General features: G+C 62.2%; 18 protein-coding genes. 12 read left to right on the forward strand and 6 right to left on the reverse strand.

From position 1 onward, the window contains the following. Both ACILSE_RS01145 and ACILSE_RS01150 read right to left on the reverse strand, forming a co-directional pair. Positions 1–885: an NAD(P)-dependent oxidoreductase gene (locus ACILSE_RS01145; protein ID WP_395715499.1), complete on the reverse strand. Its 885-nt coding sequence runs from the start codon at positions 883–885 to the stop codon at positions 1–3. Between the two features lie 21 nt (positions 886–906). After that, positions 907–1,731 (reverse strand): MBL fold metallo-hydrolase, encoded by an 825-nt coding sequence (locus ACILSE_RS01150; RefSeq protein ID WP_395715500.1) that lies wholly within the window; start codon positions 1,729–1,731, stop codon positions 907–909. Positions 1,732–1,837: 106 nt separating this feature from the next. On the opposite strand from ACILSE_RS01150, the gene cphA (ACILSE_RS01155) reads away from it, so the two are divergent. Further along, positions 1,838–3,997 carry a cyanophycin synthetase gene (cphA, locus tag ACILSE_RS01155; protein ID WP_395715501.1) on the forward strand — a complete coding sequence of 720 codons (2,160 nt, stop codon included), beginning with the start codon at positions 1,838–1,840 and terminating at the stop codon, positions 3,995–3,997. A 10-nt stretch (positions 3,998–4,007) separates the two neighbouring features. Here cphA (ACILSE_RS01155) and ACILSE_RS01160 read toward each other — a convergent pair whose 3' ends face one another. The 3 genes from ACILSE_RS01160 to ACILSE_RS01170 are packed head-to-tail and all read right to left on the reverse strand — an operon-like array spanning position 4,008 to position 7,741. Beyond that, positions 4,008–5,111, reverse strand: a complete 1,104-nt coding sequence (locus tag ACILSE_RS01160; protein ID WP_395715502.1) for a cyanophycinase — start codon at positions 5,109–5,111, stop codon at positions 4,008–4,010. Beyond that, positions 5,112–5,564: a DUF1854 domain-containing protein gene (locus tag ACILSE_RS01165; RefSeq protein ID WP_395715503.1), complete on the reverse strand. Its 453-nt coding sequence runs from the start codon at positions 5,562–5,564 to the stop codon at positions 5,112–5,114. After that, positions 5,561–7,741: an ABC transporter ATP-binding protein gene (locus tag ACILSE_RS01170; RefSeq protein WP_395715504.1), complete on the reverse strand. Its 2,181-nt coding sequence runs from the start codon at positions 7,739–7,741 to the stop codon at positions 5,561–5,563. Before ACILSE_RS01170 ends, ACILSE_RS01165 begins: the two co-directional genes overlap by 4 nt. Before the next feature lie 136 nt (positions 7,742–7,877). Here ACILSE_RS01170 and cphA (ACILSE_RS01175) point away from each other — a divergent pair, with 136 nt between their 5' ends. The 3 genes from cphA (ACILSE_RS01175) (at position 7,878) to ACILSE_RS01185 (ending at position 12,190) form a co-directional block, all read left to right on the forward strand. Further along, entirely contained in the window at positions 7,878–10,472 is a 2,595-nt protein-coding gene (gene cphA / locus ACILSE_RS01175) for a cyanophycin synthetase (RefSeq protein ID WP_395715505.1), read from the forward strand. 69 nt (positions 10,473–10,541) lie between these two features. After that, positions 10,542–11,192: a glycerol-3-phosphate 1-O-acyltransferase PlsY gene (gene plsY, locus ACILSE_RS01180; protein ID WP_395715506.1), complete on the forward strand. Its 651-nt coding sequence runs from the start codon at positions 10,542–10,544 to the stop codon at positions 11,190–11,192. Then, complete coding sequence (locus tag ACILSE_RS01185; RefSeq protein WP_395715507.1) at positions 11,189–12,190, forward strand: NAD(P)H-dependent glycerol-3-phosphate dehydrogenase; 1,002 nt, start codon at positions 11,189–11,191, stop codon at positions 12,188–12,190. The genes plsY and ACILSE_RS01185 overlap by 4 nt, the downstream gene beginning before the upstream one ends. Here ACILSE_RS01185 and ACILSE_RS01190 read toward each other — a convergent pair whose 3' ends face one another. Then, positions 12,191–13,195 carry a mevalonate kinase gene (locus tag ACILSE_RS01190; RefSeq protein ID WP_395715508.1) on the reverse strand — a complete coding sequence of 335 codons (1,005 nt, stop codon included), beginning with the start codon at positions 13,193–13,195 and terminating at the stop codon, positions 12,191–12,193. A 112-nt stretch (positions 13,196–13,307) separates the two neighbouring features. On the opposite strand from ACILSE_RS01190, the gene ACILSE_RS01195 reads away from it, so the two are divergent. The 8 genes from ACILSE_RS01195 to ACILSE_RS01230 all read left to right on the forward strand — a co-directional run bounded on the left by ACILSE_RS01195 (position 13,308) and on the right by ACILSE_RS01230 (position 24,824). After that, positions 13,308–14,165: a class I SAM-dependent methyltransferase gene (locus ACILSE_RS01195; protein WP_395715509.1), complete on the forward strand. Its 858-nt coding sequence runs from the start codon at positions 13,308–13,310 to the stop codon at positions 14,163–14,165. Between the two features lie 43 nt (positions 14,166–14,208). Continuing rightward, complete coding sequence (locus ACILSE_RS01200; RefSeq protein ID WP_395715510.1) at positions 14,209–15,129, forward strand: ABC transporter permease; 921 nt, start codon at positions 14,209–14,211, stop codon at positions 15,127–15,129. Beyond that, complete coding sequence (locus tag ACILSE_RS01205; protein ID WP_395715511.1) at positions 15,122–16,087, forward strand: ABC transporter permease; 966 nt, start codon at positions 15,122–15,124, stop codon at positions 16,085–16,087. Before ACILSE_RS01200 ends, ACILSE_RS01205 begins: the two co-directional genes overlap by 8 nt. Before the next feature lie 58 nt (positions 16,088–16,145). After that, a complete protein-coding gene (locus ACILSE_RS01210; RefSeq protein ID WP_395715512.1) occupies positions 16,146–17,696 on the forward strand; it encodes a DUF1549 domain-containing protein in 1,551 nt (516 codons plus the stop codon). A gap of 81 nt (positions 17,697–17,777) precedes the next feature. Then, positions 17,778–19,001, forward strand: a complete 1,224-nt coding sequence (locus ACILSE_RS01215; protein ID WP_395715513.1) for a WD40 repeat domain-containing protein — start codon at positions 17,778–17,780, stop codon at positions 18,999–19,001. Continuing rightward, positions 18,998–19,705 (forward strand): hypothetical protein, encoded by a 708-nt coding sequence (locus ACILSE_RS01220; RefSeq protein ID WP_395715514.1) that lies wholly within the window; start codon positions 18,998–19,000, stop codon positions 19,703–19,705. The genes ACILSE_RS01215 and ACILSE_RS01220 overlap by 4 nt, the downstream gene beginning before the upstream one ends. Further along, the gene (locus ACILSE_RS01225) at positions 19,702–20,622 is read left to right on the forward strand and encodes a CsgG/HfaB family protein (RefSeq protein ID WP_395715515.1); all 921 of its coding nucleotides are present in this window, start codon (positions 19,702–19,704) and stop codon (positions 20,620–20,622) included. The genes ACILSE_RS01220 and ACILSE_RS01225 overlap by 4 nt, the downstream gene beginning before the upstream one ends. Then, positions 20,622–24,824: an ankyrin repeat domain-containing protein gene (locus tag ACILSE_RS01230; protein WP_395715516.1), complete on the forward strand. Its 4,203-nt coding sequence runs from the start codon at positions 20,622–20,624 to the stop codon at positions 24,822–24,824. Before ACILSE_RS01225 ends, ACILSE_RS01230 begins: the two co-directional genes overlap by 1 nt. The last annotated feature ends 7 nt before the right edge of the window (positions 24,825–24,831 follow it).

Raw genomic sequence — 24,831 nt, forward strand, 5'->3', positions numbered from 1 at the left:
TCAGGCATGCCGTCCTTTGAAGGTCAGTTCGGCGATGCCGCTCTTGTCGAGTTCGCCGAGGCCGAGAGCCACCATTTTGTCGTATTGGGCCTTCGTTGCTTCGTTGAGCGGAAGATTCAGGCCGACGCTCTTCGCCACGTCGGCGGCGATGCCGCTGTCCTTCGCGGCGTGCTCGGCGGAGAACCAGCAGTCATGCTCGCGGGCGACCATGTCGGCGCTGTCGGTTTCCAGCACGCGCGAATTCGCTCCCGTCTGGCTAAAAACCTCGCGGATCATGTTCAAGTCGTGACCCAGGGCGGCAGCGAGGCCGAGTCCTTCAGCAAGGCCGGCGGTGTTGATGTTCATCACCATGTTCACCAGCGCCTTCACCTCCGCGGCACGGCCCGGCCCACCGATGAAACGGCGGTTCACGCTCATCTGCTCGATCATCGGCTGCACTTGCTTGTAGATCGTCTCGTCGCCCGCGAGCATGAGGTAGAGCTGGCCTTCGCGTGCATGACTGATGCTGGAGGCCATGCAGGCCTCCAGGCTGTGCGCGCCGGCTTTTTCGGCGGCGGCATACACCTCGCGATGAATCGCGGGCGAGAGCGTGGCGCAGTTGATGAAAATCTTTCCCTTTGCGTTCGTGAGCAGGTTGTCGCCGTTGCCGAGGAAAATAGCGCGCATGGCAGCATCATTCGTCACCACGGTGAAAATGACATCAGCGGCCGCTGAGACATCGGCCAGATTCGTGCAGGACCTGCAGCCGAGTTCTTTGGCGAGATCAGCGGCGGCTTGCGTGTTCACATCAAGCACGGCGGTGACGCTGTAGCCACAATCTTTGAGGCGGCGGGCCATGTTGGCCCCCATTTTGCCGACTCCGACGAAAGCAACGGTTTGAGACATGGTTGGGATGGGTTGGATGGTTTATTTGAACTCGGGATAGAACGGATTGTGCGCCTTTTCTTCACCAACGGTCGTGAGCGGACCGTGGCCGGGGCAGATCACGGTGTTGTCTGGCAGCGTGAAGATTTCTTTGCGGTTCGTGGCCAGCGCCTCGGCATACGAAACCATGCCGCCGCCCATGCTGGAGGCGAAAAGCGCGTCGCCCACGACGGCGACGGGGCGCTCAAGGCCGCTGACCACATAAGTGATGCCACCCTTCGAGTGCCCCCAGGTGCTGCGCGGCTCGATTTTCAGGCCGCCGGTCTCCCAGCACTCGGTTTCGCCCAGCTTGAACGGAGTCGCGCCATCGCACGACTCGCGCTCATGCACGAACGCGGTGACGGAGCCGTCAGCGGAGAGCTTTTTGAGGTCGAGGATATGATCCGGGTGCGTGTGAGTGAGAAAGATCAGGCTGAGGTTCAGGCCGTTTTTCTCGATGAACTCGATCATGGGCGATGCATCGGCCCCGGTGTCGAAAGCGACGGCATTTTTGGTCTGCGCATCCCAAACGAGATAAGCGTTCACCGTCATGTCGTGGTAGGTCGTGTTGAATTGCTCAAGGCCTGGCAGCTTCACATCAAACGGCCTCCATGCGTTCTGGGACATCGTCACGAGGGAGGGGCCATGAAGATTGAGGTGCTGCGCGAGACGGAGCAGTTGCGCATAGTCAGCCTGGCCGCCACGAGCGGCAACGATTTCATCCGCAGTGAGTCCAGAGAGTGTGGCGAGCTTGGAATCACTCATGGCCAGGCCGCGCTGGGCCTTGGCGAGCACATCATTGAAAAGATCTTCGAGGGGAATTGGCATGAGCCGCGATTCAAGGCGTTCTGGCTGCGAAGGCAAGATTTTATCTGCAATCTGCGATCATCCGATGCCTTGCCTGACAGAAGGAGGCGCGTAACATCCGCGCTCCATGCCCGACCTCGACATTCGTGAAATCCACATCCTCCGCGGCCCGAACATCTGGGCGAACTACCCGGTGATGGAGGCGTGGGTCGATCTCGGCAGCTTGAAGGACACCGGCTCGGATGAAGTGCCTGGATTCAACGAACGGCTCAAGGCCTGGCTGCCCGGCATGATCGAGCACCGATGCAGCGTGGGCGAGCGAGGCGGCTTTTTTCAGCGGCTCGACCGCGGCACCTATCCTGCGCACATCCTCGAGCATGTGACGCTGGAGCTTCAGACGATGGCCGGGCATCCGCTGGGCTTTGGCAAGGCCCGCGAGACCTGTGTCGAGGGACTTTACAAGGTGATCGTGCGTTTCGATGACGAGGTCGTCGTGCAGGAGTGCCTGCGCACCGCACGTGAGCTGCTGCTTGCGGCTTACACGGGCGGTGCCTTTGATGTCGCGGCTGAAGTGAAACGCCTGCAGGACGTGGTGGATCGTAATGCTCTCGGCCCGAGCACGAAGGCCATCGTCGATGCGGCCAAGGAGCGCGGCATCCCGTGGCGCCGACTTCAAGAAGGCCGCAGCCTCATTCAGCTCGGCCAGGGAGCGAAGCAGCGTCGCATCTGGACCGCGGAAACGGATCGCACGGGTGCTATCGCGGAATACATCGCGCAGGACAAGGACCTCACGCGCACCTTTTTGAAGCAAGCTGGCGTGCCGGTGCCGGAAGGCCAGACCGTGGGTAGTGCCGAGGAGGCCTGGGAGGCGGCACAGGACATCGGCCTGCCCATCGTCGTGAAGCCGACGGATGCAAATCATGGCCGTGGCGTGTTCATCGACCTCACGACCTCGGAGCAAGTCACCGATGCCTATCAGCAAGCATTGAATGAAGGCAGCGGCGTCATGGTGGAGAAATTCATTCCCGGCGTGGATCATCGCCTGCTCGTCGTCGGCAGTGAAATGGTCGCCGCGAGCCGTGGCGATCCCGCTGTGGTCGTGGGAGATGGCAAAAGCACCATCGTGCAGCTCATCGAGGACCAGTTGAACTCCGACCCGCGTCGCGGCGAGCTTGAAACCTGCCCTTGGGACAAGATCGACACGGTGAAGTGGGACCCGGTGATCCTCGCCGATCTGCAAAACAAGGGTCACACGCCCGAGTCCGTGCCGCACGATGGCGAGCGTGTGCTGGTGGCCCGCTTTGCGAACTGGGCCATCGACATCACCGACGACGTGCATCCCACCGTGCGTGATCATGTCATCATCGCCGCGAAGGTGGCCGGTCTCGACATCTGCGGCGTGGACGTCGTGTGCGAAGACATTTCCAAACCGCTCGAGGAGCAGGGCGGTGCCATCGTGGAGATCAACGCCAGCCCCGGCCTGCTGATGCATTTGAAGCCCGCCGTGGGCAAAGTGCGCCCGGTGGGAGAGGCCATCGTGAACATGCTCTTCCCGGAAGGGGATGGCCGCATCCCGGTCATCGGCGTGACCGGCACGCAGGGCAAAACGACCACGGTGAAGCTTCTCGCGCACCTGCTGGCCTCGACGGGTAAGTTCCTCGGCGTTTGCCACAGCGAGGGTTTGCAGTTCGGCGAACGCAAAGCCGTCTCGAAGCAAGGCGACCGCCTTTTCGGCGCCCAGGGCGTGCTGCTGCATCCGTGGACGGAGATCGCCATCTGCGAGACGAGCGCGGAATCCATCATCCTCGAAGGCATCGGCTATGATCGCTGCCAGACGGGCATCGTTCTGAATGTCGGTTCGGATCACCTTGGTCTTGGCTACATCGACACGCTGGAGCAGATGACAAAGGTGAAACGCTGCATCGTCGATGTCGTGCTGCCATCCGGCACCGCGGTGTTGAATGCGGATGATCCGCTCGTCGCGGGCATGGCGGAGTATTGCAAAGGCAGCGTGCTGTTTTTCAGCCGCGATGCAGGCAATGAGGTGCTCGTGAAGCATCGCGAGGCAGGTGGTCGTGCGTTTTTTGTATCCGCAGGTGAGATCAAGCTGGCGGAGGGCATTGCCGAGCGGACGCTTTGTAGCGTCAGCGAGGTCTCCTTGCCTCTTGATGGTCACTTCGCGTTCCATCTTCACGATGTGCTCGCAGCTTGCGGAGCCGCGTGGGATCAAGGTCTGGGCGATGAAGCCATCGCGAACGGTCTGCGGACCTTTCAGGCGACCGCGTGAGTGATGCGTCCTATTCGGGTGACACTTCAAAGGCCACCCAGCGCTTGTTGTCGGGCCAGGCTTGAAGCTTCCAGCCTTCCTTGAAGTGCATTTCCCACACGCCGCTGCCCGGCCGGCGTGCGTTCATGAACAGGCGCCACAGGGCGAGCTGGCGGTTTTGACCCGGCGAAGTGATGTGAATGGTGCTCGGCGTGTCAGGCGGCTTTGCCGTGGGTGGAGGCGGCTTCTTGTCGAGCAGCCGGCGCAGGCAGATCCGATCTCCTTGCCGGACCAATCGGGCCCGCAAGCCGCTGCGCATCTGCCCCTCAGTTTCCAAGTGCGAAGCATCGACGAGCAGGGAATCCGCTGGCGTCAGGCCGATGAGATCACCCGTGGCGAGATCGACATGAACGGCCGCATCTTCTCCCACGCCGATGCCCAGGCGGTTGCCCGCGCTTTCGAGCATCACCACCAGCCTCGCGAGCCGGTCACGCTCGAAGAAGTGCGATTCGCTGATCGCCCAGGGCAGCAAGGCCATGCCGTGGCTCATTTTGAAGTCCACCACGGTCTCATCCTTCGGCATGGCGGGCGCCACGAGAGCGCCGGTGTTGTCTCCGTGCAGCACCATGAACTCACCCATCATCGCATCGCCCGCGCTGCATCCGGCGATCACGCCTCCGCGGGCCAGCAAACGCTTCATCGCATGCCATTCCGGGGTCTCGCGTTCATTCGGGCGATAGCGCTGGATGATCCGCGCCTGGCTGCCGCCGGTGAAAAGGATGCCGGTGGCGTTGTCGATGGCCTCCACCGTTTCTTCCGTCGAGGTCTCGCGAGTGATCACACCCACCTGCACATCCGGCGACCAAGCCCGGAGAGCGCTCGTTTTGCCGACGATCTCGGATTTCACCTCCGCGCCCTGCTCCGTGGCCGCGGTCGCGATCAGCACGCGAGGTTTGCCCTTGGCTGAGGCGAGCTTCAAAAAGCATTCATAGACCCCGCGGAGGTCATCATCGAGCCCGCCGCCCACGATGAGGAGATGCCCGGCTTTTTCACGGCGGATGTTGGGTGACTGGCAACTGACAAGGAAAAGGGCGGCGCAGAGGCCGAGACGAAAAAGAAGCTTGGAAAGGATCATCTAGTAGTAGCGCTCCAGTTTGCGCCGGCTGTCGCGATCAAGCCGGGCGACATCCGGGATGAGGTAGCGCGTGCCCGCCTTGTCGATGATGACGAGGCGGGTGCCTCCGAGGTTTTGAATGCTTTCATCCGTCTCGATGCGGAAGACGGTGGGGCCGCGGTCGGTCTCGACATGCCAGTCGTGACCGTCATTGGCCCGCTTGATGGTGGTGATGGATCGAATGACCGGAACGAAGTCGCGTTTCGCGAGCGCGGTTTCGAGCACCTGGCGCTGCTCCGTCTCCAGCGAGGCCGGATCTTCCACGCAGGCCAGCTCTCGACCGCCTTCGCCGACGAGGGAAATCCAGTGCTGCGGCTCGGTGAGAGGAAAAAGACGCACCGGGCGCACATTTTCATGCCGCGTGCCGGCGGCATCGGTGAGCGTGAGAGACTGGCCGGAGAGGGAGAGCTTCATGCGTGGTTCACCTCCTCCATGGCGGCATGCAGGCGGGCGTAGGTGCCGCCGCTTTTCATGAGCGTGTCATGCATGCCGGTTTCGCTGATGACCCCGTTTTCGAGCACGACGAGGCGGTTGGCCTTCCGCAGCGTGCCGAGACGATGCGCGATGGCGATGGTGGTGCGGCCTTTGACGAGGTGATCGAGCGCGGCCTGGATCTCACGCTCCGTTTCGGTGTCCACGGAAGACGTGGCCTCATCGAGAATGAGGATGGCTGGATCGACCAAAAGGGCCCGCGCGATGCTGATGCGCTGCCTTTCGCCGCCGCTCAGCTGCTGGCCGCGCTCGCCGACCATCGAGTCATAACCATCCGCGAGCTTCAAAATGAAGTCGTGCGCCCTCGCCGCCTTCGCCGCGGCGATGATTTCGGCCCGCGTGGCATCCGGGCGGCCATACGCGATGTTTTCCGCGATGGTGCCAAAGAACAGATACGGCTCCTGCAACACGAGACCGAGGTTCCGGCGGTAGTCCATGACATCGATTTCGCGCAAATCGTTGCCATCGACGATGATCGCGCCCTCGCTGACATCGAAGAAGCGGCACACGAGATTGATGAGCGTGGTTTTTCCCGCGCCGCTGGGGCCCACGAGGCCGATCATTTCGCCGGGAGCAATCTTGAGGCTGAATCCACGGATGATCTGGCGGTTGCCGTGACGGAATTTGATGTCGCGGAACTCGATCTCGCCGCGCAGACGTCCCACCTGGCGCGTGTCCTTGTTCACCGGCATGTCCGGTTTCACATCGAGGATCTCAAACACGCGGTGCGCACTCGATGCCGCACGCTGCGCGGAGGCCACGAAGCGGCTCATCGAGTCCAGACGGCCGTAAAACTTGCCCACATAAAGCACAAAGCCAGTCAGCACGCCGACGGTTGTGTGCTCGTGTGCCACGCACCAGGCTCCCACGGACCACACGACTAGCAGGCCGATGTCGGTGAGGAAATAGATTGTCGGCTCAAAGAACGACCAGGTGCGGTTCACGCGGTCATTCGTGTCGAAGATGTGCTGGTCCTGCTGGCGGAAGCGCTCGATCTCCCGCTTCTCCTGCGCGAAGGCCTTCACCACACGCACGCCGGGGATGGTGTCGGTCAGCACGCTGTTCATCGCGCTCCAGGCGCGGCTGGCCGCAGCGAAACCGCCACGCAGCCGGACGCGCACCCATTGCACCAGCCAGGCCACGACCGGCAGCGGCCCCAGCGCGGCGAAGGCCAGCATCGGATTGATCGAAAACATCACCGCCGCGGTGAAGACAATCGTCAGCATGTCGCAGGCGAAGTCGATGAAGTTGATCGAGATGAAGAGCGAGATGTTGTCCGTGTCCGAGCCGATGCGGGAGATCAGGTCGCCGGTGCGCTTCTTGTTGAAGTAGCCGAGCGAGAGCGTTTGCAGGTGCTCAAAGGTGGCGCGGCGCATCTGGCTGGTCACTCGCTCCGCCAGCCGGGCGACGACGTAGGTCGTGGCCCACTTCAGCATCCAGGTGAGCACCGCCGCGCCGAGCAATCCGCCGACAAAGCGATACACGCGTGCCGTGTTGATCTCCTGCGTGGCGCTTTGCAGTGGAATGAGCACGTCATCGACGAGCGACATCGTGAGCCAGGGACCGATCAAGCCCGCGCCGGTGCTCGCCACGGTCAATCCGAGGCCGCAAAGCATCAAACCGATCCACGGGCGTGAAAAGCCGAGCAGGCGCAAAAGCGGCTTCGAGGCGAGTTTGGGCTCGCTGGCCGGCTCGGTGGCAAAAAGCTCTTCTTCGTCGTCTTCACCTGCCTCGTCCGTTTGCCCGCTGGAGCCTCGCAGCTCGCGAAAGCGGGCGATGAAGGCCTCAATGTCCTTCAACAAGCCGGAAGTCAGCCGCCAATGCCACGCGTCCGAACTGCTCGTTTGCAGATGCAACGCCGCGGTGGGCCCCATTTCCTCCAACACGAGGTCTTGGACATCCTCGAGCTTCCATTCGCGAAACGACGCGGCCTCCACGTGCACCAGCCGCAGGTTTGTCAGCACGATCAGCCCAGCGTGAAAGTGCAGATTCCAGTCGAGGTCCGTCTGCAGCTTCGCGACCATGCGCTCTCCCGGAGCCAGCCGCGATTCGGCATGCTGGAAAAGAGTTGGAGAGGCGTCTCGAAGGTCGTGAGGCAAGGGGTGGCGTATGGAGCGACGATTCCCGGTGAAGTCAAACCGGCTGAAAGAAATCTGCCGAAACGCCGTTTGGCGGCGCGAATCCGTCCTTGACGCCTCGTCAGGACAAGGATTCTTCCGCGCCCCCTCTTCCTGCTTGTCCTCCGAATCCTCATCCAGCGAGCCCCGCACGACTCTCGTGCGGAAAATCAATGCCCTCCGCGGGCCGAACATCTGGGCGCGTGACACCATGCTCGAGTGTCGCGTCGAGTTCCCTGAGATTCCCGCTTTCGTGCCGAACTGGACGGACTGGCTCGTCTCGTGGCTTCCAGCACTGGAGCCAGCATTCAAAGAAGCCGCGAAGCCGGACGCGGACACGCTCGCCAGGCTGCTTGCGGACATCACGCTGCATCTCCAGAGCCGGACCGACCTCCAAGTGAGTTTTGGCAAGGTGATGCCGACTTCCGAGGCCCGCGTGCTACGCATCATCACGCAATTTGACGAGGAGGCCGTCGCCAGGGCCGCGTTTGAGCTCGCACGACGGCTCATCGACGCCGCGCTGCACGGCGAGACGATGGATGTGAACGCTGCCATCGAAAACCTGCGTGATCTCGCGCACGACATCTGCCTGGGGCCGAGCACTCGGGCGATGGTCGATGCGGCGAAGCTGCGCGGCATTCCGGTGCGTCGTTTGACGGAAGGCAGCCTCGTGCAGCTCGGCTGGGGCTCGAAGCAGAAGAAAATCCTCGCCGCCGCCACCAGCGAGACCAGCGCCATCGCGGAGGACATCGTGCAGGACAAGGATCTCACGCGCCGCCTTCTTAACGAAGTGGGCCTGCCCGTGCCGCAGGGCCGCCCCGTGCGCTCCGCCGAGGATGCGTGGGCCGCCGCGAATGAAATCGGACTGCCGGTGGTCGTGAAGCCACGCGATGGCAATCAGGGCCGCGGCGTGGCGTTGAATCTTTTCACCCGCGAGCAGGTCATCAAGGCCTACGAGGCTGCGAAGGAGGAAAGTGACTCCGTGCTCGTGGAGCAATTCGCCGAAGGTGAGGACTACCGCGTACTCGTGATCGGCAAGCAACTCATCGCCGCCTCGCGCCGCATGCCCGCGCATGTCATCGGCGATGGCGTGCAGACCATTCAGGAGCTCATCGCCGAGAAAAACCGCGATCCGCGCCGTGCCGCCGATCACGCGGCCGCTTTGAGCAAGATTCGCATCGACGCCGTGGCCATGCAGGTGCTCGCCGAGCAGGACGTGACGCCGGATTCCGTGCCTGCAAAGGGCCGCATGATCCTCATCCGTCGCAATGCGAACCTCAGCACCGGCGGCACCGCGGCCGATTGCACGCCCGAGGTGCATCCCACCATCTGCGCCGCCGCCGTCGAGGCCGCGCAAACCGTGGGCCTCGACATCTGCGGCATCGACATGATCGCGCCGGACATCTCCGCGCCGCTCAGCCCGCGCAATGGCGTCATCATCGAGCTGAATGCCCGCCCCGGCCTGCGCATGCATTTGTATCCTTCCGAGGGCGAGCCGCGCTCCGTGGGCAAGGCGGTGATCGATACCATGTTCGCGCCGGATTGCAGCGGACGCATTCCCATCGTCGCGGTGACCGGCGTGAATGGCAAAACGACCACCACACGCTTCGTCGCCCATCTCATGCGCACGAACGGCTGGCGCACCGGCCTCACCAGCACCGACGGCGTCTTCGTCGATGATCGGAAGATCGACAGCGGCGACTGCAGCGGACCGAAAAGCGCTCGCAGCATCCTGGCGTATCCGCTTTGCGATGCCGCCGCGCTGGAAACCGCCCGCGGTGGCATCCTGCGTGAAGGCCTCGCCTTTGATCATTGCGATGTCGCCATCGTCACGAACATCGGCTGCGGCGACCACCTTGGCATCAACGAGATCGACACGCCGGAGCAGCTCGCCGAGGTGAAGCAGTGCATCGTGGCCGCCGTCCCCGCGCATGGCACCGCCGTTTTGAACGCCGCCGATCCGCTCGTCGTGAAAATGGCCGAGACTTATCCGCGGCGGACCATCTTCTTCGCTCTCGATGCGGAAAACGCCGTCATCGTCCGCCACCGCTTCCAAGGTGAGCGTGTCCTCTTCGCTCGCGATGGTCAGATCATCCGTGCCGAAGGTCCACGCGAGGAGGTCTTCATGCCGCTGGATGAGGTGCCGCTGACCCGCGGAGGCAAAATCGGCTTCCAAGTCGAAAACACCCTCGCCGCCATCGCCGCCATGTGGGCGCTTGGCGTGGATGACGAGGTCATCCGAAAAGGTTGCCGCACCTTCGTGCCGAGCCTCGATCAGAACGCCGGACGCTTCAACGTGCTCGATTTGAAGGGCGTGACCGTCATCGTCGATTACGGGCACAATGTGGACGCGCTCAAGGCACTGCTCGAAGGCCTGCGCCAGTTCCCGAACGAACGCCGTCTCGTGGTTTACACTTCCGCTGGGGACCGTCGTGACGCCGACATCATCGAGCAGGGCCGCCTCCTCGCCGCCGAGTTCGATGAAGCCTGGCTTTACGAGGGCGACTACGTCCGCGGCCGCGAATCCGGCGAAATCATGCGCCTCCTCGCCAGCGGTCTCGAAGGCTCCTCACGCGTCGAATCCATCCTCGGCCACCTCAAAGCCGTCGATCTCGCCCTCGCCTCCGCCCAGCCCGGTGACCTCGTCATGATCCAAGCAGACACTGCGGACGAAACCGTGCAGCATTTGAAGGCAAAGCACGGCGCGCGCTGATTATCCGCTGGAGGCGGGATGAAATGCTTGCCAGATCGCTCTGCTTTCGGCTAGTAGAGGCCCTCCTCCATGACCACCACCACCGCCATTCTTGCCAGCATCGGTTGCGGCTATCTTTGCGGCTCTGTGCCGTTTGGCTACCTCGCCGGGAAACTGAAGGGCATCGACATCCGCCAGCATGGTAGCGGCAACATTGGAGCCACGAATGCGATTCGCGTCCTGGGGAAGGGGATCGGCATCCCGGTCTTTATTCTCGATGTGATCAAGGGATGGCTGCCGGTGTGGCTGGCGGCTGGCTGGCTCGCCCAAACCGGTGCGGATGTCGAGGTGGTCACCGTGGGCAAGGTGCTGACCGGTTTTGCGGCCGTGCTCGGCCACATGTTCACCTTCTGGCTCGGCTTCAAAGGCGGGAAGGGCATCGCCACCACCTGCGGTGTGCTGGCGGGCATCTCGCTGGCCGGCATGATTGGCGGCTGGATCGGATTTTTAACTTTCCTATTCGCATTCCGCTATGTTTCGCTCGGTTCGCTGGCCGCCGCGGTCGGTGTGCCCACGGGGATGGCGGTGCAGATGCATCGTGAGGGCCGCTGGGACTATGTGCTGCTTGGATTCGGCATTGTGGTCATGATTTTGGCCTTTGTCCGTCATCGCTCGAACATCCAGCGCCTTCTCGCCGGCACCGAGAGCAAGGCATTCACCAAGAAAAGGCCGCAGGCATGATCCAGTCCGCCACAGTCATCGGCGCCGGGAGTTGGGGCACCGCGCTTGCATCCGTGTTGTCGCTGCGCGGCCTGGAAGTGCAGTTCTGGGGCCGCGATGCAGAATTGATGGCGCAGATCCGCGAAATGCGCCGCAACGAGCGCTACCTGCCCGGTCTGCAACTGCCTGAAAACATCACCGTAAGCTCGGATCTCGCGGCCTTGCAGCCCGCGGACATTCTCGTGTTTGTGGTTCCCTCCAAGGCCATGCGGACCACCGCGGAACTCGTTGCCAAGAGCAAGGCGGCGTCGAAGGCTCGCGTGCTGGTCTCCTGCGCGAAGGGCATCGAACTCGAAACCGGCCGCCGCATGAGCGAGATGATCGGCGAATCGATCCCCGGCGTCCCGCTGGCCGTATTGACGGGGCCGAATCATGCCGAAGAAGTGGCGAACCGGCTCGCCACCGCCGCCGTCGTGGCCTGTGCGGATGACGAGATCGCCAAGGCGGTGCAACATTGCTTCACGCTGCCGTTTTTCCGCACCTACACCACGGATGACATCACCGGCGCCGAGTGGGCCGGAGCGATGAAAAATCCGTATGCCATCGCCGCCGGCATCGCCCTTGGCTTGAAGCTCGGCGACAACGCCATCGCCGCGCTCGTCACGCGAGCCCTTGCCGAGATGGTCCGTCTCGGCGTGGCTGAAGGCGGCAGGATCGAGACGTTTTACGGCCTCAGTGGTGTCGGAGATCTGATGGCGACGTGTTACTCCGAGCACAGTCGGAATCATCGCGTGGGTTTGTTGCTGGGCCAGGGCAGGCCGTTGGATGAGATCATCGCCAGCACACGCATGGTCGCCGAAGGTGTGCTGAACACCGCTAGCCTCCACCGGGCCGCGAAGGAGAAAAACGTGCGCACGCCGCTGCTCGACGAGATTTACGCCGTCCTTCACCAGGGCAAGCCCGCAAAAGAAGGCATGAAGGCGCTTCTCTCGCGTGATCCGCGTCCGGAGGCGGATTGATCATGCGGTCGGCAGCACCTGCGGCTTCAGCACCGCCACCTGCATGGGTTCGAGCACGGTCTTGAGCTTCTCAAATATCGCGTCGTCCTCGTAAGTGCCCACGATGGCGCCGCCGCTGCCCGTGAACTTAGCGCTGGCTCCCACGCTGCGTGCTGCTTCAACCATGTCCACATTGCCCTGGCTAAGTTTGCAGATGCGGCGTCGGAGATTGAAGTTCTCATTCAAAATCGGACCAATCTCGCGTCCGCGTCCGGCCACAAGCAGGTCGCGCACCTGCTGGGCGTAGCCGGCCCAGGTATTCATCGCATTGACCACCTCACTGTCGCCGATGTTCCATCGCGCGCGCAGATCGTTGTGAAGCACCTCGGTGCCCTCGCTGAGACGTGTCGTGTAAGCCACATAGACCGGAGGTAGCGAGGCGGGGTCGAGTTCCTCATAGAGGCCGTGGCCGTGCTTTGCGATGTGATCCCGGTCGAAGTTCATGAACACGACCCCCTCGTAGTTCTGGATCACGCGGTCCTGCAGTCCAGCCGGGATGCCGAGTTCCTCATTCTCCACCGCCAGCACGAGGCTGGGGATGAGCTGTTTTGGAATCTCCACGCCGTAGAATTCCATCAAGGCGCGCCAGCAGGCCGTGATGATCGCGCTGGAGCCGGCCATGCCCACCTGCGGCGGGATGTTTGTGCGGTAGCGCAGCGTGAAGTTGCGGTCGTGCATCGGGATGCCGTGCTTCTGGCAGTATTCGAAGAAGCGCTTCACGCCCGCCTTCAGCAGGCGGATGCCACCGTAGTAACCGAACTGCCGCACGTTGCGCGTCAGGTCTGCGATGCTGTCGAACACAGAATCATCCCGATCACTTGGTGAAATCCGCAACTCGGGCGACTCGAACAAGGTCACCTCCGCCCAGAAGTCGCGGATGATGAAGGAGATTGTCTTGCCGAAGTAACCGTCCGAAGGATTGCCGATCAGGCCGGCACGGGCAAAAGCTTTCTTTTTGAGCAGCATGGCTGGGTGGTCAGGTTGGAGGGGTAGAAAAGCTACGAGGAGCTCCTTCCGCTGACAAGATCAAACGCACGTTGATTCGGCCCTGATTCGAGGCCAAAAGCATTTCCAAACAATGTCCGATCCAAACGGCTACGAACTCCTCGACAGCGGCGCGTTTCAGAAGCTCGAACGCTTCGGAGGCGTCGTGCTGTCCCGCCCCTGTGCCCAGGCGGTCTGGCGGCAGACGCTTCCGAAGACTGACTGGCAGAAAGTGACCGCCACCTTCTTCCGCGACGGCGGCAACCAGTGGCGCGGACGCGACAAGCTGCCCGAGACATGGACCATCGAGGTCGATGGCACGAAGTTTCAGCTCAGCTCCACCGACTTCGGACATCTTGGAATCTTTCCTGAGCAGCGCGACCAGTGGCGGCGCATCCGTGAAACCTGTGCTGCCTATCGCAAAAAGCACGATCGCGCGCCGCGGGTGCTGAATCTCTTCGCCTACTCCGGCGGCAGCACGCTCGCAGCGGCGCATGCGGGCGCGGAGGTCTGCCATGTGGACGCTTCTAAGGGCATGGTGGACTGGGCACGCAAAAATGCCGCGCTCAACAGTCTCGACGACAAGCCAGTCCGCTGGATCGTCGATGATGTGACGAAATTTCTCGAGCGCGAGCATCGTCGCGAGCGGCAATACGACTTGCTCATCCTGGATCCTCCCAGCTATGGCCGTGGCGCGAAGGGGGAGGTCTTCAAAATTGAAAACGACCTGCCGCCGCTCCTCGCGCTGCTCGGCAAACTGCTCTCACCCGAGCCGCTCGGTGTCCTGCTGTCGTGCCACACGCCGGAACTGACGCCCATCTCGCTGCACCACCTGCTGCTGCAGCAATTTGGCCGGAATGGCGGCATGCTGGAGCACGGTGAGATGCAGCTCCGCGGCACAAAGGACGTTCTGCCCGTTCCCAGCGGCAGTTTTTGCTGGTGGCTCGCGTGATTGAGCATTCGACATTCCGCATTCGTCATTCGACATTTTGCCAATGCTTTCCTTTCTCCTCCGCCGCGCCCTCAGCAGCGTGATCGTGATCTTTTGTGTGATCTCGATCACGTTTGTCCTGGCCCGCATCACGAAAGGCGGCCCGTTTGACAAGGAGAAGGAGCCGCCGCCGCACATCAAGGAGGCGCTGCTCACGCGCTACAAGCTCAACGGCACCGTGTGGGATCAATACACCGCTTATGTCGGCTCGCTCGCGCGCTTCGACCTCGGTTTGTCCACGCGTTACCGCGACTGGCGTGTGTCGGAGCTTTTGCGGCAGAAAATGCCGAACTCCTTCGCGCTCGGCACGCTGGCATTTGTGATCGCCAGCGGCGCTGGCGTGCTGCTCGGCAGCCTGGCGGCGATGAGGAAAGACACATGGATCGACCGCACGGCCATGTTCGCCGCGTTGCTGAGCATTTCGATCCCGTCGTTCATCAGCGGCCCGTTTTTGATCGCCGTGGTCGCGTTGTGGCTTGGCTGGCTGCCGGTGGGCGGCTGGGGGACGGCAAGCCAGATGGTCCTGCCCGCGGTCTGCCTCGCCGCGCCTTACGTCGCCTATGTCGCCCGCTTGATGCGCAACAGCCTGCTCGATGTCTTGAAGAGCGATTTCCTGCGCACCGCGCGCGCCAAAGGCCTCTCGGAGACACAGGCCGTGGCCGGCCATGCGGTCAAAGTGGCCATCCTGCCCGTTGTCACCTTCCTCGGCCCGCTCGCCGCTCATCTGCTCACCGGATCAATGATCGTGGAAAGTGTTTTCAACATCTCCGGGGCCGGCATGATCTTCGTGAACTCGATCCAGAACCGCGATGTCTTCCTGCTCGGCGGCGCGGTCATCGTTTACTGCGTTCTGCTCGTGCTTTTCAACCTGCTGGTGGATGTGATCTACACGCTGCTGGACAAACGCATCAAACTGTATGCCTGATGCCGCCGCCCCAGCACGAATCGCCCGGCCGGACGGCTGGCAGATCCTGCGGCGAAACCGCGCCGCGATGATGGCGCTCTGGTTTCTCGCCGCGCTTTCGCTCATCGCCATCATCGTGCCGGTTCTGCTGCCGGCATCGCTGAAAATCACCAGCAGCGCCTCCTTCACGCCGCCCTCGGCGCAGCATGTCCTCGGCTCGGATGTGAACGGCCAGGACATGCTCTACCGTCTGCTCTCCGGAGCCCGTGTCTCGCTCGGCGTTGGTGTGGTCGGCGCGCTCATCAGCCTCGTCATCGGCACGCTCTACGGCATGATCAGCGGCTATGCGGGCGGGCGTGTCGATGCGTTCATGATGCGCGCCATCGAGGTGCTGCAGTCCGTGCCGCGCATCCTTTTCATCATGATCCTCATCGCCGCGCTCGATGATTATGTGAAGGAATGGGTTGATGGCTGGCGTCTTGCCGCGCAGGCGCACGACTGGCCCCGGTTTGCATCCGCCATGAGTGACTTGAAGGCCTATTCGAAGGTGCTGGTGATGATTGTTTCGCTCGGACTCGTCGAATGGCTCACCATGGCGCGCATTGTGCGCGGCCAGGTGCTCGTGTTGCGCGAGATGACTTTTGTTACCGCATCGAAAGCGATGGGGCAGGGGAGCTGGGGCGTGTTGCGGCGTCATCTGCTGCCAAATCTCAGCACCATCATCCTCACCTACCTCACGCTGACGATTCCCGCCGTCATTCTCGACGAATCCTTTCTCAGCTTCCTCGGTCTCGGTATCGAGGATCCCGCCGCGAGCTGGGGCTCTCTGCTCAAGGACGGCGCGCAGGTCATCAACCCGCTCGAAAGCAAATGGTGGCTCCTCGTTTTTCCCGCCCTCCTCATGTCCGCCAGTCTGCTCGCGCTCAACTTCCTCGGTGACGGCCTGCGCGACGCGTTCGACCCGAAGAGCGCGGAGTAGGCTGCCAAACATCGAAAGCGCCGGCAAAACAAACCTGCCACAGGCCGTATCAAGCTCCATGTTCCGGCATGTCCTCTGGTTTGCTGTCTTAATCACCACCTCATGGGCTGGTGACGATGCGCTGGCCACGAAGGTGGACGCTCTGATGGCAGTGAGGGGCACGCAGGCTGACGATGCCACGTTTCTGCGCCGCGTGTGGCTCGATTTTGATGGTGGCATTCCCACGGCGGCCGAGGCACGTGCCTTTTTGGCCGACAAGGCGAAGGACAAGCGCGCAAAGCTCATCGAGCGGCTCATGAACGCATCCCGTTTCGCCACGCGCATGGCGGACGCGTTTCATGTGATGCTCATGGAGCGTCGCGGCGAAAATGACGCGTGGAAGGCCTGGCTGACGGAGTGTTTCAAAACGAACAAGCCTTGGGACGCGATGGTGCGTGAGATGCTGGCACCGGATTTTCTCGACGAGAAGAAGCGCGGCGCGGGCTACTTCATCACGCGGCGGCTGGAGAAGGTCGGGCAGCAGGACACGGACTATCCGGGGCTCACGCGCGATGTCGGCCGCATGTTCATGGGTATCGACTTGCAGTGTTGCCAGTGCCACCGGCATCTCAGTGTCGATGATTACAAGCAGATCGACTTCAACGGCCTCTTCGCCGTCTATCAAAACCTCAAGCTGCAAACCGCCGACGAGAAGCACAAGACGCCGTGGGTCAGCGAGGGCCTCATCGCCGCGAAATACGAGTTCGTCTCCGTTTTGACGGATAAAAAAGGCCAGACAGCGCCTCGCGTCCCATTTGGCGAGGAGGTGATGATTCCCGCCTCCACGGGCGACGACGCTTGGCTGGTCAAACCTGACCGCAAAACCAAAGAAGTCGGCCAGCCGAAGTTCAGTCCGCTGCGGGAGATCGCCACGCGCCTGCCAGCGCCGGAGAACGCGCTATTTGCCAAAAACATCGCCAACCGCGTCTGGTGGCTGCTCACGGGCAAAGGCATCGTCGAGCCGCTCGATCTCCACCACACCGAGAATCCGCCTGCGCATCCCGAATTGCTCGATCTGCTCGGCAAATCGCTCACCGAGCACCACTTCGACCTGCGCTGGCTCATCCGCGAGATCGCGCTCACGAAGCACTACCAGCGCGCCGATGCCACGCAGCGTCATCTCATCGCCGAACAGCAGTTGCGCGCCTTTCTCACCGCTACCGGCGAAGCCGAACGCCTCGAAAAGAACACGAAGCCTGATGTGAATGTCGATGCGGCCAAATACAGCCTCGCCGACTTCCAAAAAGCCTTCGCCGCCGCGCTGGCAAATCCCGCGAAGGAGCCCGAGCTCGCGGCGAACCCCTCGCTGCGCAGTGCGCTCTTCCTCCGCAACAGCGATCACGTGCAGTGGGCGCTGAAGCCGCGCGCAGGCAATCTCATCGACCGCCTCGCGAAGCTACCCGATCCCACCGAGGAGTTGTATCTCACCGTCCTCACACGTCTGCCTGAGGCGGATGAAACGAAACAGCTCCACGACTGGCTGGCCAAACGCAGCAACAACAAGCAGCAGGCCCTGAGCGATTCTGCGTGGGCGCTTTTCAGCTCGACCGAGTTCTTTGTGAATCACTAAGGCAGGCTTTCTGAGCCGTGGTGGGATAATGATTGCCCTTTGGCGGCATTTTTGATATTTCCCGCAGATCATTCGCTCAGCATGAATGTCTCCGTCTTCATCGCGTTGGCTGGTTTTGTCTCGTTAGCACGGGCGGAGGTGGGTTTGAGCCCGGATCGTTGGATTGATCTCGCGGGCCATCGCGATGCGGTCAGAGAGTCGGTGTGGCTGCCTGCTGGCGGCGGGCAACTGCTCACCGCAGACTGGGGTGGGCAGATCATGCTGTGGGATGTTCCTCGGGGGCATAATCTGGACACCATGAGCGTCGGTCCCGGCTTCGTGCGCTCCTTGCAGGTGATTGATGGCGGGAATCGCTTTGTCGCATGCACCAACGGCAAGTGGGTCGTCGGAACCACGCAGCCGCTGGCGTTGCAGCATTCGCAGAAGGCTCCCAGTTACTACTACGCTGTCACAGCGAGCCCTGACGGGCAAAACATCGCCGCGCTCGTCGCTGGCAAGCACGTCGATCTGTTCTCCGCGCGAGATGGCAGTCCGCAGGGCGGCTTTGACCTGTCGGAAACAGTCGAGACGCTCGCCTATCTGCCAGACGGACGTCTGCTGATCCCGTCCACGAAGAATGAGTTTTCAACCTTCAACGGTCTCAAACCCGCTGAGGCGCTGAAACTGCCCGGCAGCGTCGGTCGTGTCGCGCGAATGGTGGTATCTCCCGATGGCAAAAACCTCGCGCTGATCACGCGCGCCGAGTTGTTTGTGATTCCACTCACGCCAGGCCAGTCGCCGCTGCAGATCAGCCCGCAGGCTGGCACGTTGCCCTCATTGAGCTGGCTGGGAAATGCTCAGATCCTCACGGCGAGTGATGACGGCATGCTCCAGCGATTTGATGCCATCTCCGGGCGCAAGCTGGATGAGGTGCGATTTGAGAAGGGGCAGTGCAGTACCGTGGCGGGCAGTGGCGAGGGCGACTGGATCGCGATGGGCGGCAGCACGTATTCGGACCCGAGCGCCCGACCTTCCCGCCAGATGACGGGAGACAACCGCGTGCGCGTGCTGGCGCTTCAAGAGAAGGTGCCTGTGGTAGCGGCGAAGGCCACCACACCGCCGCCGCCTGCTGCCGGGGCTGCGACTTCTGTCAGCGCGGGTTACGTTGCCGCTCTGGAGAAGGAGATGCAGCAAGCCGCTTCCCAGGAGGACCTCTACCTGGCGCTGCTTTTCAAACAGGAGCGCGACCTCGTCCTCAACCGTGCCGCCCTGCCAACACCTGCGCATGAGGCGCTGCGGGCACTCCGCGCCCGATTTGTTCCATGATTCGATTCGCCGCCATTCTTGCCTGCCTGCTTGCTCTAAACGTGCGGGCCGAGGAGTTCATTACCACACGCGAGGAGGTCGATCTGTTTGCCGATCAGCCGTGTGAGCTGACGTGGGACATCCACGCTCTTCCAGAGAGCAAGGTGGTCATCCGGGGGCAGGTTTTCCAGGCTTCATCGAGCCTCGCCGTGCCGTTGAAGGACTTGAACTTTGAACTGCCTGCGCAGGTCAAAGCAGGAGAAATCGCCACCCAGGCGCGCCAGACCCTGTCACTGCCGAAAGCCGCTCGCGTGGCCGTTTTCATCGTGAAATGGCAATCGGGTGACGCAGCGGGCAATGTCGTCGTCCGCATTTTTCCCGAGCGCGTGTTGCCGGTGTATCCACCCGTCACGATCGACGAGCACGAGGCGCTCCAGCCGCTCCGCACGGCCTTTGAGGCCGACAAGATCGTCCCGAGCACCGATTGGAAAGGCATCCGCTTCACCCGGGCGAAATCCTCCGCCGAGATCGAGCCGCTCAAGTCGCAGGCTCTCGCTGCGGACCAGTGCCACGTGGTTTTCGCTGATCTTCCCGGCCTGCGTGGCACCACGCTCGTCAAACCTGCTGGAGCGGGCCGCCTCATCATCGTGCCCACGGCCTTCCTGACCCGTTTTCCAACCTCGCCCCTCGTTCAACAAACCATCCTCGACCTCAGCAAACCATGAAAACACGCCTCATCCTCCTCGTCGGCAGCCTGCTGTCATTCGTTTCACTCACCGCTGCTGAGCCGGCACCGCTCAGTGTTGCTGTGCTAGGACTCGGCGCGGCCAAAGACGCCGAGGCGGAGGCCGAAAAGCTCACGCTGCTGCTCGGTATGCACTTGTCGGCCAATCCTGAGCTGCAAATGGTCGAGCGCGCCGAAATCGACAAAGTGCTCGGCGAGCAGGAGCTCTCGCTCACCGGCACGATCGACAATGCCACCGCAGCAAAGATCGGCCACATCACCGGTGCGCAGGTGCTGGTCAGCGGACGACTCATGACCGTCGGTGGGAAGCGGATGGCGGTGGCGAAAGTGATCGGCGTCGAGACCAGCCGAGTCGTTTCAGTTTCGGGCGAGTTTGCCGACGCCAATGGCATTGATGCAGCGGCGAAGAAGATGAGCGATGACATCGCCGCACGCCTGCGTGATCCAAAGGCGGCCTTCACCGCGCAGGAGGAGACCTGGGAGGCGATGATCGCCCGTCTGAAGAAAACGCTGCCAGCCGGAGGTGCGCGCCCGAGTGTGCGGATCGCCATTCCAGAGGAGCACATCTCCCGCCGCGTGCCAGATCCCGCCGCGCAGACCGAAGTTCAGCGTGTTTTGCAGGAACTTGGCTTCAAGCTCGTCGAAAGCGGCCCCGCCGACTACACCATCGAGGGAGAGGCATTTAGCGAACGCGCCGGGCAGCGTGGTCAGATGATCTTCTGCAAAGCCCGCCTCGAAGTGAAGGTCGCCGACGCCAAACGCGAAAAAATCCATGTCGATCGCCAGACCAGCGCCGCTGTCGATCTCGCCGAGAACATCGCCGGCAAATCCGCGCTGCAAAAAGCGGGCCGCAGTGTCGCTGACCGCCTTGTCACCGGATTCTTCGCCAAGCTGTGATGAAAAAGGCCTTCATCGCGTTCGCAATGCTCGTCGGCATTGCTTGGGGAGATATTTACCGCCCGGATGGCATCTGGAAGGCCGCGTGCATGGGCGATGTCGCTGCTGTGCGAGCGCTTTTGGCCAAAGGCTCGGATATCAACGCCCGGGATCCGCGTGGCTTCACGCCACTGATGCACGCGCTGAACACCTTTCAGACGCAGATCGTCCCGGAATTGCTGAAACTCGGCGCGGATGCCAACGCGCGCGATTTCGACGGCGTCACGGCGCTCTCGATCTGCGCTCGTAACGCGGACGCGGCCACGATGCGGCTGCTGATCGCCGCAGGAGGCAAGATTGACGCCAAAGACCTTGCTCAGAACGGAGTAGCGCGCGTGGCGCTGCTTTATGGCACAGCGGAGGTTTTCCAACTGGTCCTCGATGCGGGTTTTGATGTGAACACGGCGCTGGAGATCAGCGACGGATACGACCATATCAAACCGCTCCATGTGGCGGCGGGTGGTGGCAACACGCCTGTCGTCGAACTGCTCATCAAGAACGGCGCGGACATCAACGCGCTGTCCGGGCAGTATCGCAATCCGCCTCTTATCAGTGCTGTGCGTGGAGATCACCCGGCCGTGATTCGGAAACTCATCGAGCTCGGCGCAAAAACCGACCACGTGAACACTCTCGGCAACGGTGCCTTTCATTTTGCGTCCTACTTGCCGACTCCACAGTGTTTTGAGCTTCTCCTGGCAGCGAACGCTCCGCTCGCGGGCAAGCAGGCTGAAATCCTGCGCGATGCCTGGCACTGGGGCGATGCCGGTGTTCTGCAAAAACTCGCCGCGAAGGGGCTGAAACCGCCTGCGGACGATCCCGTGGCGGCCTTGCTGGCCGCCATTCGCAAAAGCGACCTCTTCGAGGTGAAGCGCCTGTGCGCGACCGGCTTTTATCATTTCGACAAAGACGCGCATTGCGTGCTCGCGCCCGCGGCAGCCGTGGGAAACCGGGCCATCCTCAATGAGCTGCACACACACGCCGGCAATGGGAAGCATCTCAGTTGTGCCGATGCTGCCAAGCTCACGCAGCTTCATCACACGGTGATCGGCGGTCATGCGGACGCCATGGAGTTCTATCTCAAGAACAAGACCAAGGTGGATGTGGCAGACTACGCTGGCCGCACGCCGCTCATGATGGCCGCCATGCTCGGCCGCGTGGAAATGATCGAGCGTTTGGTGCAGGCGGGCGCGCGGAAGACAGCCTTTGACGAGCGCCGCCACAACGCGCTCGATCTCGCGCTGTTGCACGGTCAGACAAAAGCCGCTGCAGCGCTGAAGGCGCATGGCCTGAGCCCGACTCCAGAGGTCGAACCCGTGGCGGAGGAGCCCGCCCTGCCTCCCGTCCCGAAAACCAACGGCACTCTGCCGCTGCTGACCGCTGCGCTCACGCCACTGAGCACGACGCATGAGGCCTGGCATCAAAGCATCGACGCGACGCATGATTTTGCCGCCCTCCTGCAGGCACAGCTCGAAAACGAAAGCGGTGTGAAGTGGGTGGAGCGCACCGAGATCGACCGTGCGGAGAAAGAGCTCACGCTGAACGGCAGCGGCCTGATTTCTCCTGCACAGAGTCTCGCCATCGGCCATTGGGTGAAGGCGGATGTGCTCCTCACGGGCAGTCTCAGTCCCGATGAGGGACTGGGCCGCCAGATCACGCTGCGGGTGATCGACGCGCTGCGTGGCGATGTGCTGGCGCGGCGAAAGTTTCCCATCCAGCAGCCACCCGCTGCTCCATTCACGATCACACCCGAGGTGCTGCAGCAGGCAGGGAAAGCGGCGCGTGAGATGCTCTCGGAGGCACGCCTCCGGCTCGCCGCGACACGCCAGCAGACGGTGGTGGCACCGCTGTTCATCGGCAACCGCACCCAGCACACTTCACGTCTCGATCTGCAGGCTGCGCGCTTGATCGAGGTGTTCCAAGCCGCCGCGAGTGGCAAGAAACTGCGCATTTTGAATCTCCATGGAACGTCGGACGCTCATTCGGAGGCAGAACTCGCGGTCAGCGGTCTCGCACAGCTCGAAGGCAATGCCTGGCAAAAAGTGGCGGATCATTATCTCTGGGGCTGGATCGAGGAAACGGGCCCTCTCACCACGCCCTTTGCCGAAATGCCTGTGAAGATCACCTTTGAGCTGTCAGGCGGTCAGAAGTTCAGCGCCGACACCACGGTGCCACAGCTCGAAACCGCAGCGAAAAAGCTCGCAGACGAGGTTTTGAGCGCGTTGCCTGCCGCTGAAGCCACAGACGGCCGTAAAGCGGCCAAGGTGTTGTTTGATCACGCTACGGAGTGGATCGCAGGACAGGGCAACATGCCGCTCGGTGGCGTCATTCCCGCCTGGACGCTGAACCGCTGGCGACAAAGCGTGAAGCTGCTCGACGCGGCGCGATTCTTCGCTCCGGACGATGGCAAGATCGCTGCGCGCTGGCTTATCGAGCGCTGGAACAAGGCGGTGTACTTCAGCCCCTCGCGCGAGACGGCCACGCCGCATCATTTCTGGAGTCTCTGGCAGCGAAAGGCGGACTGGGATGCGCATGTGGCGCGTTTCGGTTTCAAGGACTTCCCGGCGTATGAATTCGAACTGGCAGGGAAGCTCCCCTTCGCCTCCGGCAAGGGTGCAGCTGACTATCCGAAGCGCTGCTGGCACGGGCTCATTTCGGAGATCGTTCGTTTTCTCTCCAACAACAACACGTCGATACCGGACGGCCTGCCGCCGGACGTGCGGCAACGCTGGCTGCGGGAGATGAGTGTCGAGAGCACACGCCGCTTCATGAAGCTCGTCGGCGACCCCGATGTGAAACAGCCGCTGCCGTTTGAGGACTACTTCATTGGCAAAGTGGACCTGTATCTGCCTTTGGATGCACGACTGGAGGTGGCGAAAGCCGCGTTCGCGGAGGCGCGGAAGGAAAAGGCGGGTGAGAATCCCGGCTATGTGATCGACATCCGGAATCACCTGCTGCGCCATTTTGACGAGGCTGGTCAGCGCGATGCTGGGCTGGCCGCGCTTTCACTGGCGGGCATCCGTGTGACGGGAAACAACCTGCCGCTGATGGAGAGCGCCAAAAGCCCACCCCCAGCTTCTCCGACGCCGATGGCTGCCAAACCTGCCACGGCAAAATCACCGCGCTTCGATGTGAAGATCGAGCCTTTGCCGCTGACCGGCCCCTGGGGAGACTCGCGCAACTATCGTGTCGAGGCCGCCTTCTCCGCCGGTGCATTTGCTTTGCTGAATCTGCAGTATCAGCCGCATCGCCAGTTTGGTAACGAAACCATGATCGCCGCCTGGGTGCCACCGGGGGCCAAACTCCTGCCACTCGAGCCATCGCCGTTCAAAGAGCAGTTTCGCGTCGATTTTTTCGCCGAAGCACCAGGCGTGCTGTGGATGAGCGACCCGAATCGTGGCATGAGCCGCATTCATCTTCCCACGAAGCGCCTTCACACCTTCAAAGCCTCCGACGGCGTGCCTTTCAGCCACGGCACACACGGTGCCTATGCGGGGGATGAATTTTTCGTCTCCGGGGAAAAGCAGCCAGACCAGCCGGTCATCGCCGCTTATCACGCGCAGCGCGGCTGGCGGCTTGTCCCGACGGACTGGAAGATGACAACCGTCAGGCGACTCGCGGGCTATGGCAGGCACTTGTACTGCCGCTCGGATGTCAACGGACGCGCGTTCAGCCTGCGCGTCCATGACACGATGTCGGAAACATGGACCGTTTTATCCGCGCCAGCCTCCCACAGCGGCGGCAAGGCCGATGCCGAGGGACTCTGGGTCATGGCCGATCAAAACGTCTCCCACATTCCACCCGATGGCAGCGCGCCGGTGTCGATTTCGCTGCCAGCCGATCTCCTCGGCCACAACTACGCCATGCTGGAGCACGATGGCGAGTGGTTGTGGATCGCGGCGGAGTATTTTCGTCCAGCGGTTCCCCCGCAGACCGGGCAGAGACGTGAAAACTATTTGCTGGCCGTCCACAAGCCGACCCGCAGCTATCGCGGCTGCATTGATCTGCCCGCTGACTCGAGCCTCACCGGCCTGATCGTGACTCCGCAGGCCCTTTACGCAGTCAGCCGCCGCCCAGGTGGCAAGGATATCGACGGCAACGACCTGCCGCCCCCGATTTTGTCCATCGATCGTGCGGCATTGCTGCGCCAGGCGGCCGCCCGGTGAACGAATT

Source organism: Prosthecobacter sp. (assembly GCF_044236155.1).
Lineage (GTDB): Bacteria > Verrucomicrobiota > Verrucomicrobiia > Verrucomicrobiales > Verrucomicrobiaceae > Prosthecobacter.

Excerpts from the sequence above, each read along its gene's own strand:
- ACILSE_RS01145 (WP_395715499.1), bottom strand. The coding sequence starts at position 885 with ATGTCTCAAACCGTTGCTTTCGTCGGAGTCGGCAAAATGGGGGCCAAC.
- ACILSE_RS01150 (WP_395715500.1), bottom strand. The coding sequence starts at position 1,731 with ATGCCAATTCCCCTCGAAGATCTTTTCAATGATGTGCTCGCCAAGGCC.
- cphA (WP_395715501.1), top strand. The coding sequence starts at position 1,838 with ATGCCCGACCTCGACATTCGTGAAATCCACATCCTCCGCGGCCCGAAC.
- ACILSE_RS01160 (WP_395715502.1), bottom strand. The coding sequence starts at position 5,111 with ATGATCCTTTCCAAGCTTCTTTTTCGTCTCGGCCTCTGCGCCGCCCTT.
- ACILSE_RS01165 (WP_395715503.1), bottom strand. The coding sequence starts at position 5,564 with ATGAAGCTCTCCCTCTCCGGCCAGTCTCTCACGCTCACCGATGCCGCC.
- plsY (WP_395715506.1), top strand. The coding sequence starts at position 10,542 with ATGACCACCACCACCGCCATTCTTGCCAGCATCGGTTGCGGCTATCTT.
- ACILSE_RS01185 (WP_395715507.1), top strand. The coding sequence starts at position 11,189 with ATGATCCAGTCCGCCACAGTCATCGGCGCCGGGAGTTGGGGCACCGCG.
- ACILSE_RS01190 (WP_395715508.1), bottom strand. The coding sequence starts at position 13,195 with ATGCTGCTCAAAAAGAAAGCTTTTGCCCGTGCCGGCCTGATCGGCAAT.
- ACILSE_RS01195 (WP_395715509.1), top strand. The coding sequence starts at position 13,308 with ATGTCCGATCCAAACGGCTACGAACTCCTCGACAGCGGCGCGTTTCAG.
- ACILSE_RS01200 (WP_395715510.1), top strand. The coding sequence starts at position 14,209 with ATGCTTTCCTTTCTCCTCCGCCGCGCCCTCAGCAGCGTGATCGTGATC.
- ACILSE_RS01205 (WP_395715511.1), top strand. The coding sequence starts at position 15,122 with ATGCCTGATGCCGCCGCCCCAGCACGAATCGCCCGGCCGGACGGCTGG.
- ACILSE_RS01210 (WP_395715512.1), top strand. The coding sequence starts at position 16,146 with ATGTTCCGGCATGTCCTCTGGTTTGCTGTCTTAATCACCACCTCATGG.
- ACILSE_RS01215 (WP_395715513.1), top strand. The coding sequence starts at position 17,778 with ATGAATGTCTCCGTCTTCATCGCGTTGGCTGGTTTTGTCTCGTTAGCA.
- ACILSE_RS01220 (WP_395715514.1), top strand. The coding sequence starts at position 18,998 with ATGATTCGATTCGCCGCCATTCTTGCCTGCCTGCTTGCTCTAAACGTG.
- ACILSE_RS01225 (WP_395715515.1), top strand. The coding sequence starts at position 19,702 with ATGAAAACACGCCTCATCCTCCTCGTCGGCAGCCTGCTGTCATTCGTT.
- ACILSE_RS01230 (WP_395715516.1), top strand. The coding sequence starts at position 20,622 with ATGAAAAAGGCCTTCATCGCGTTCGCAATGCTCGTCGGCATTGCTTGG.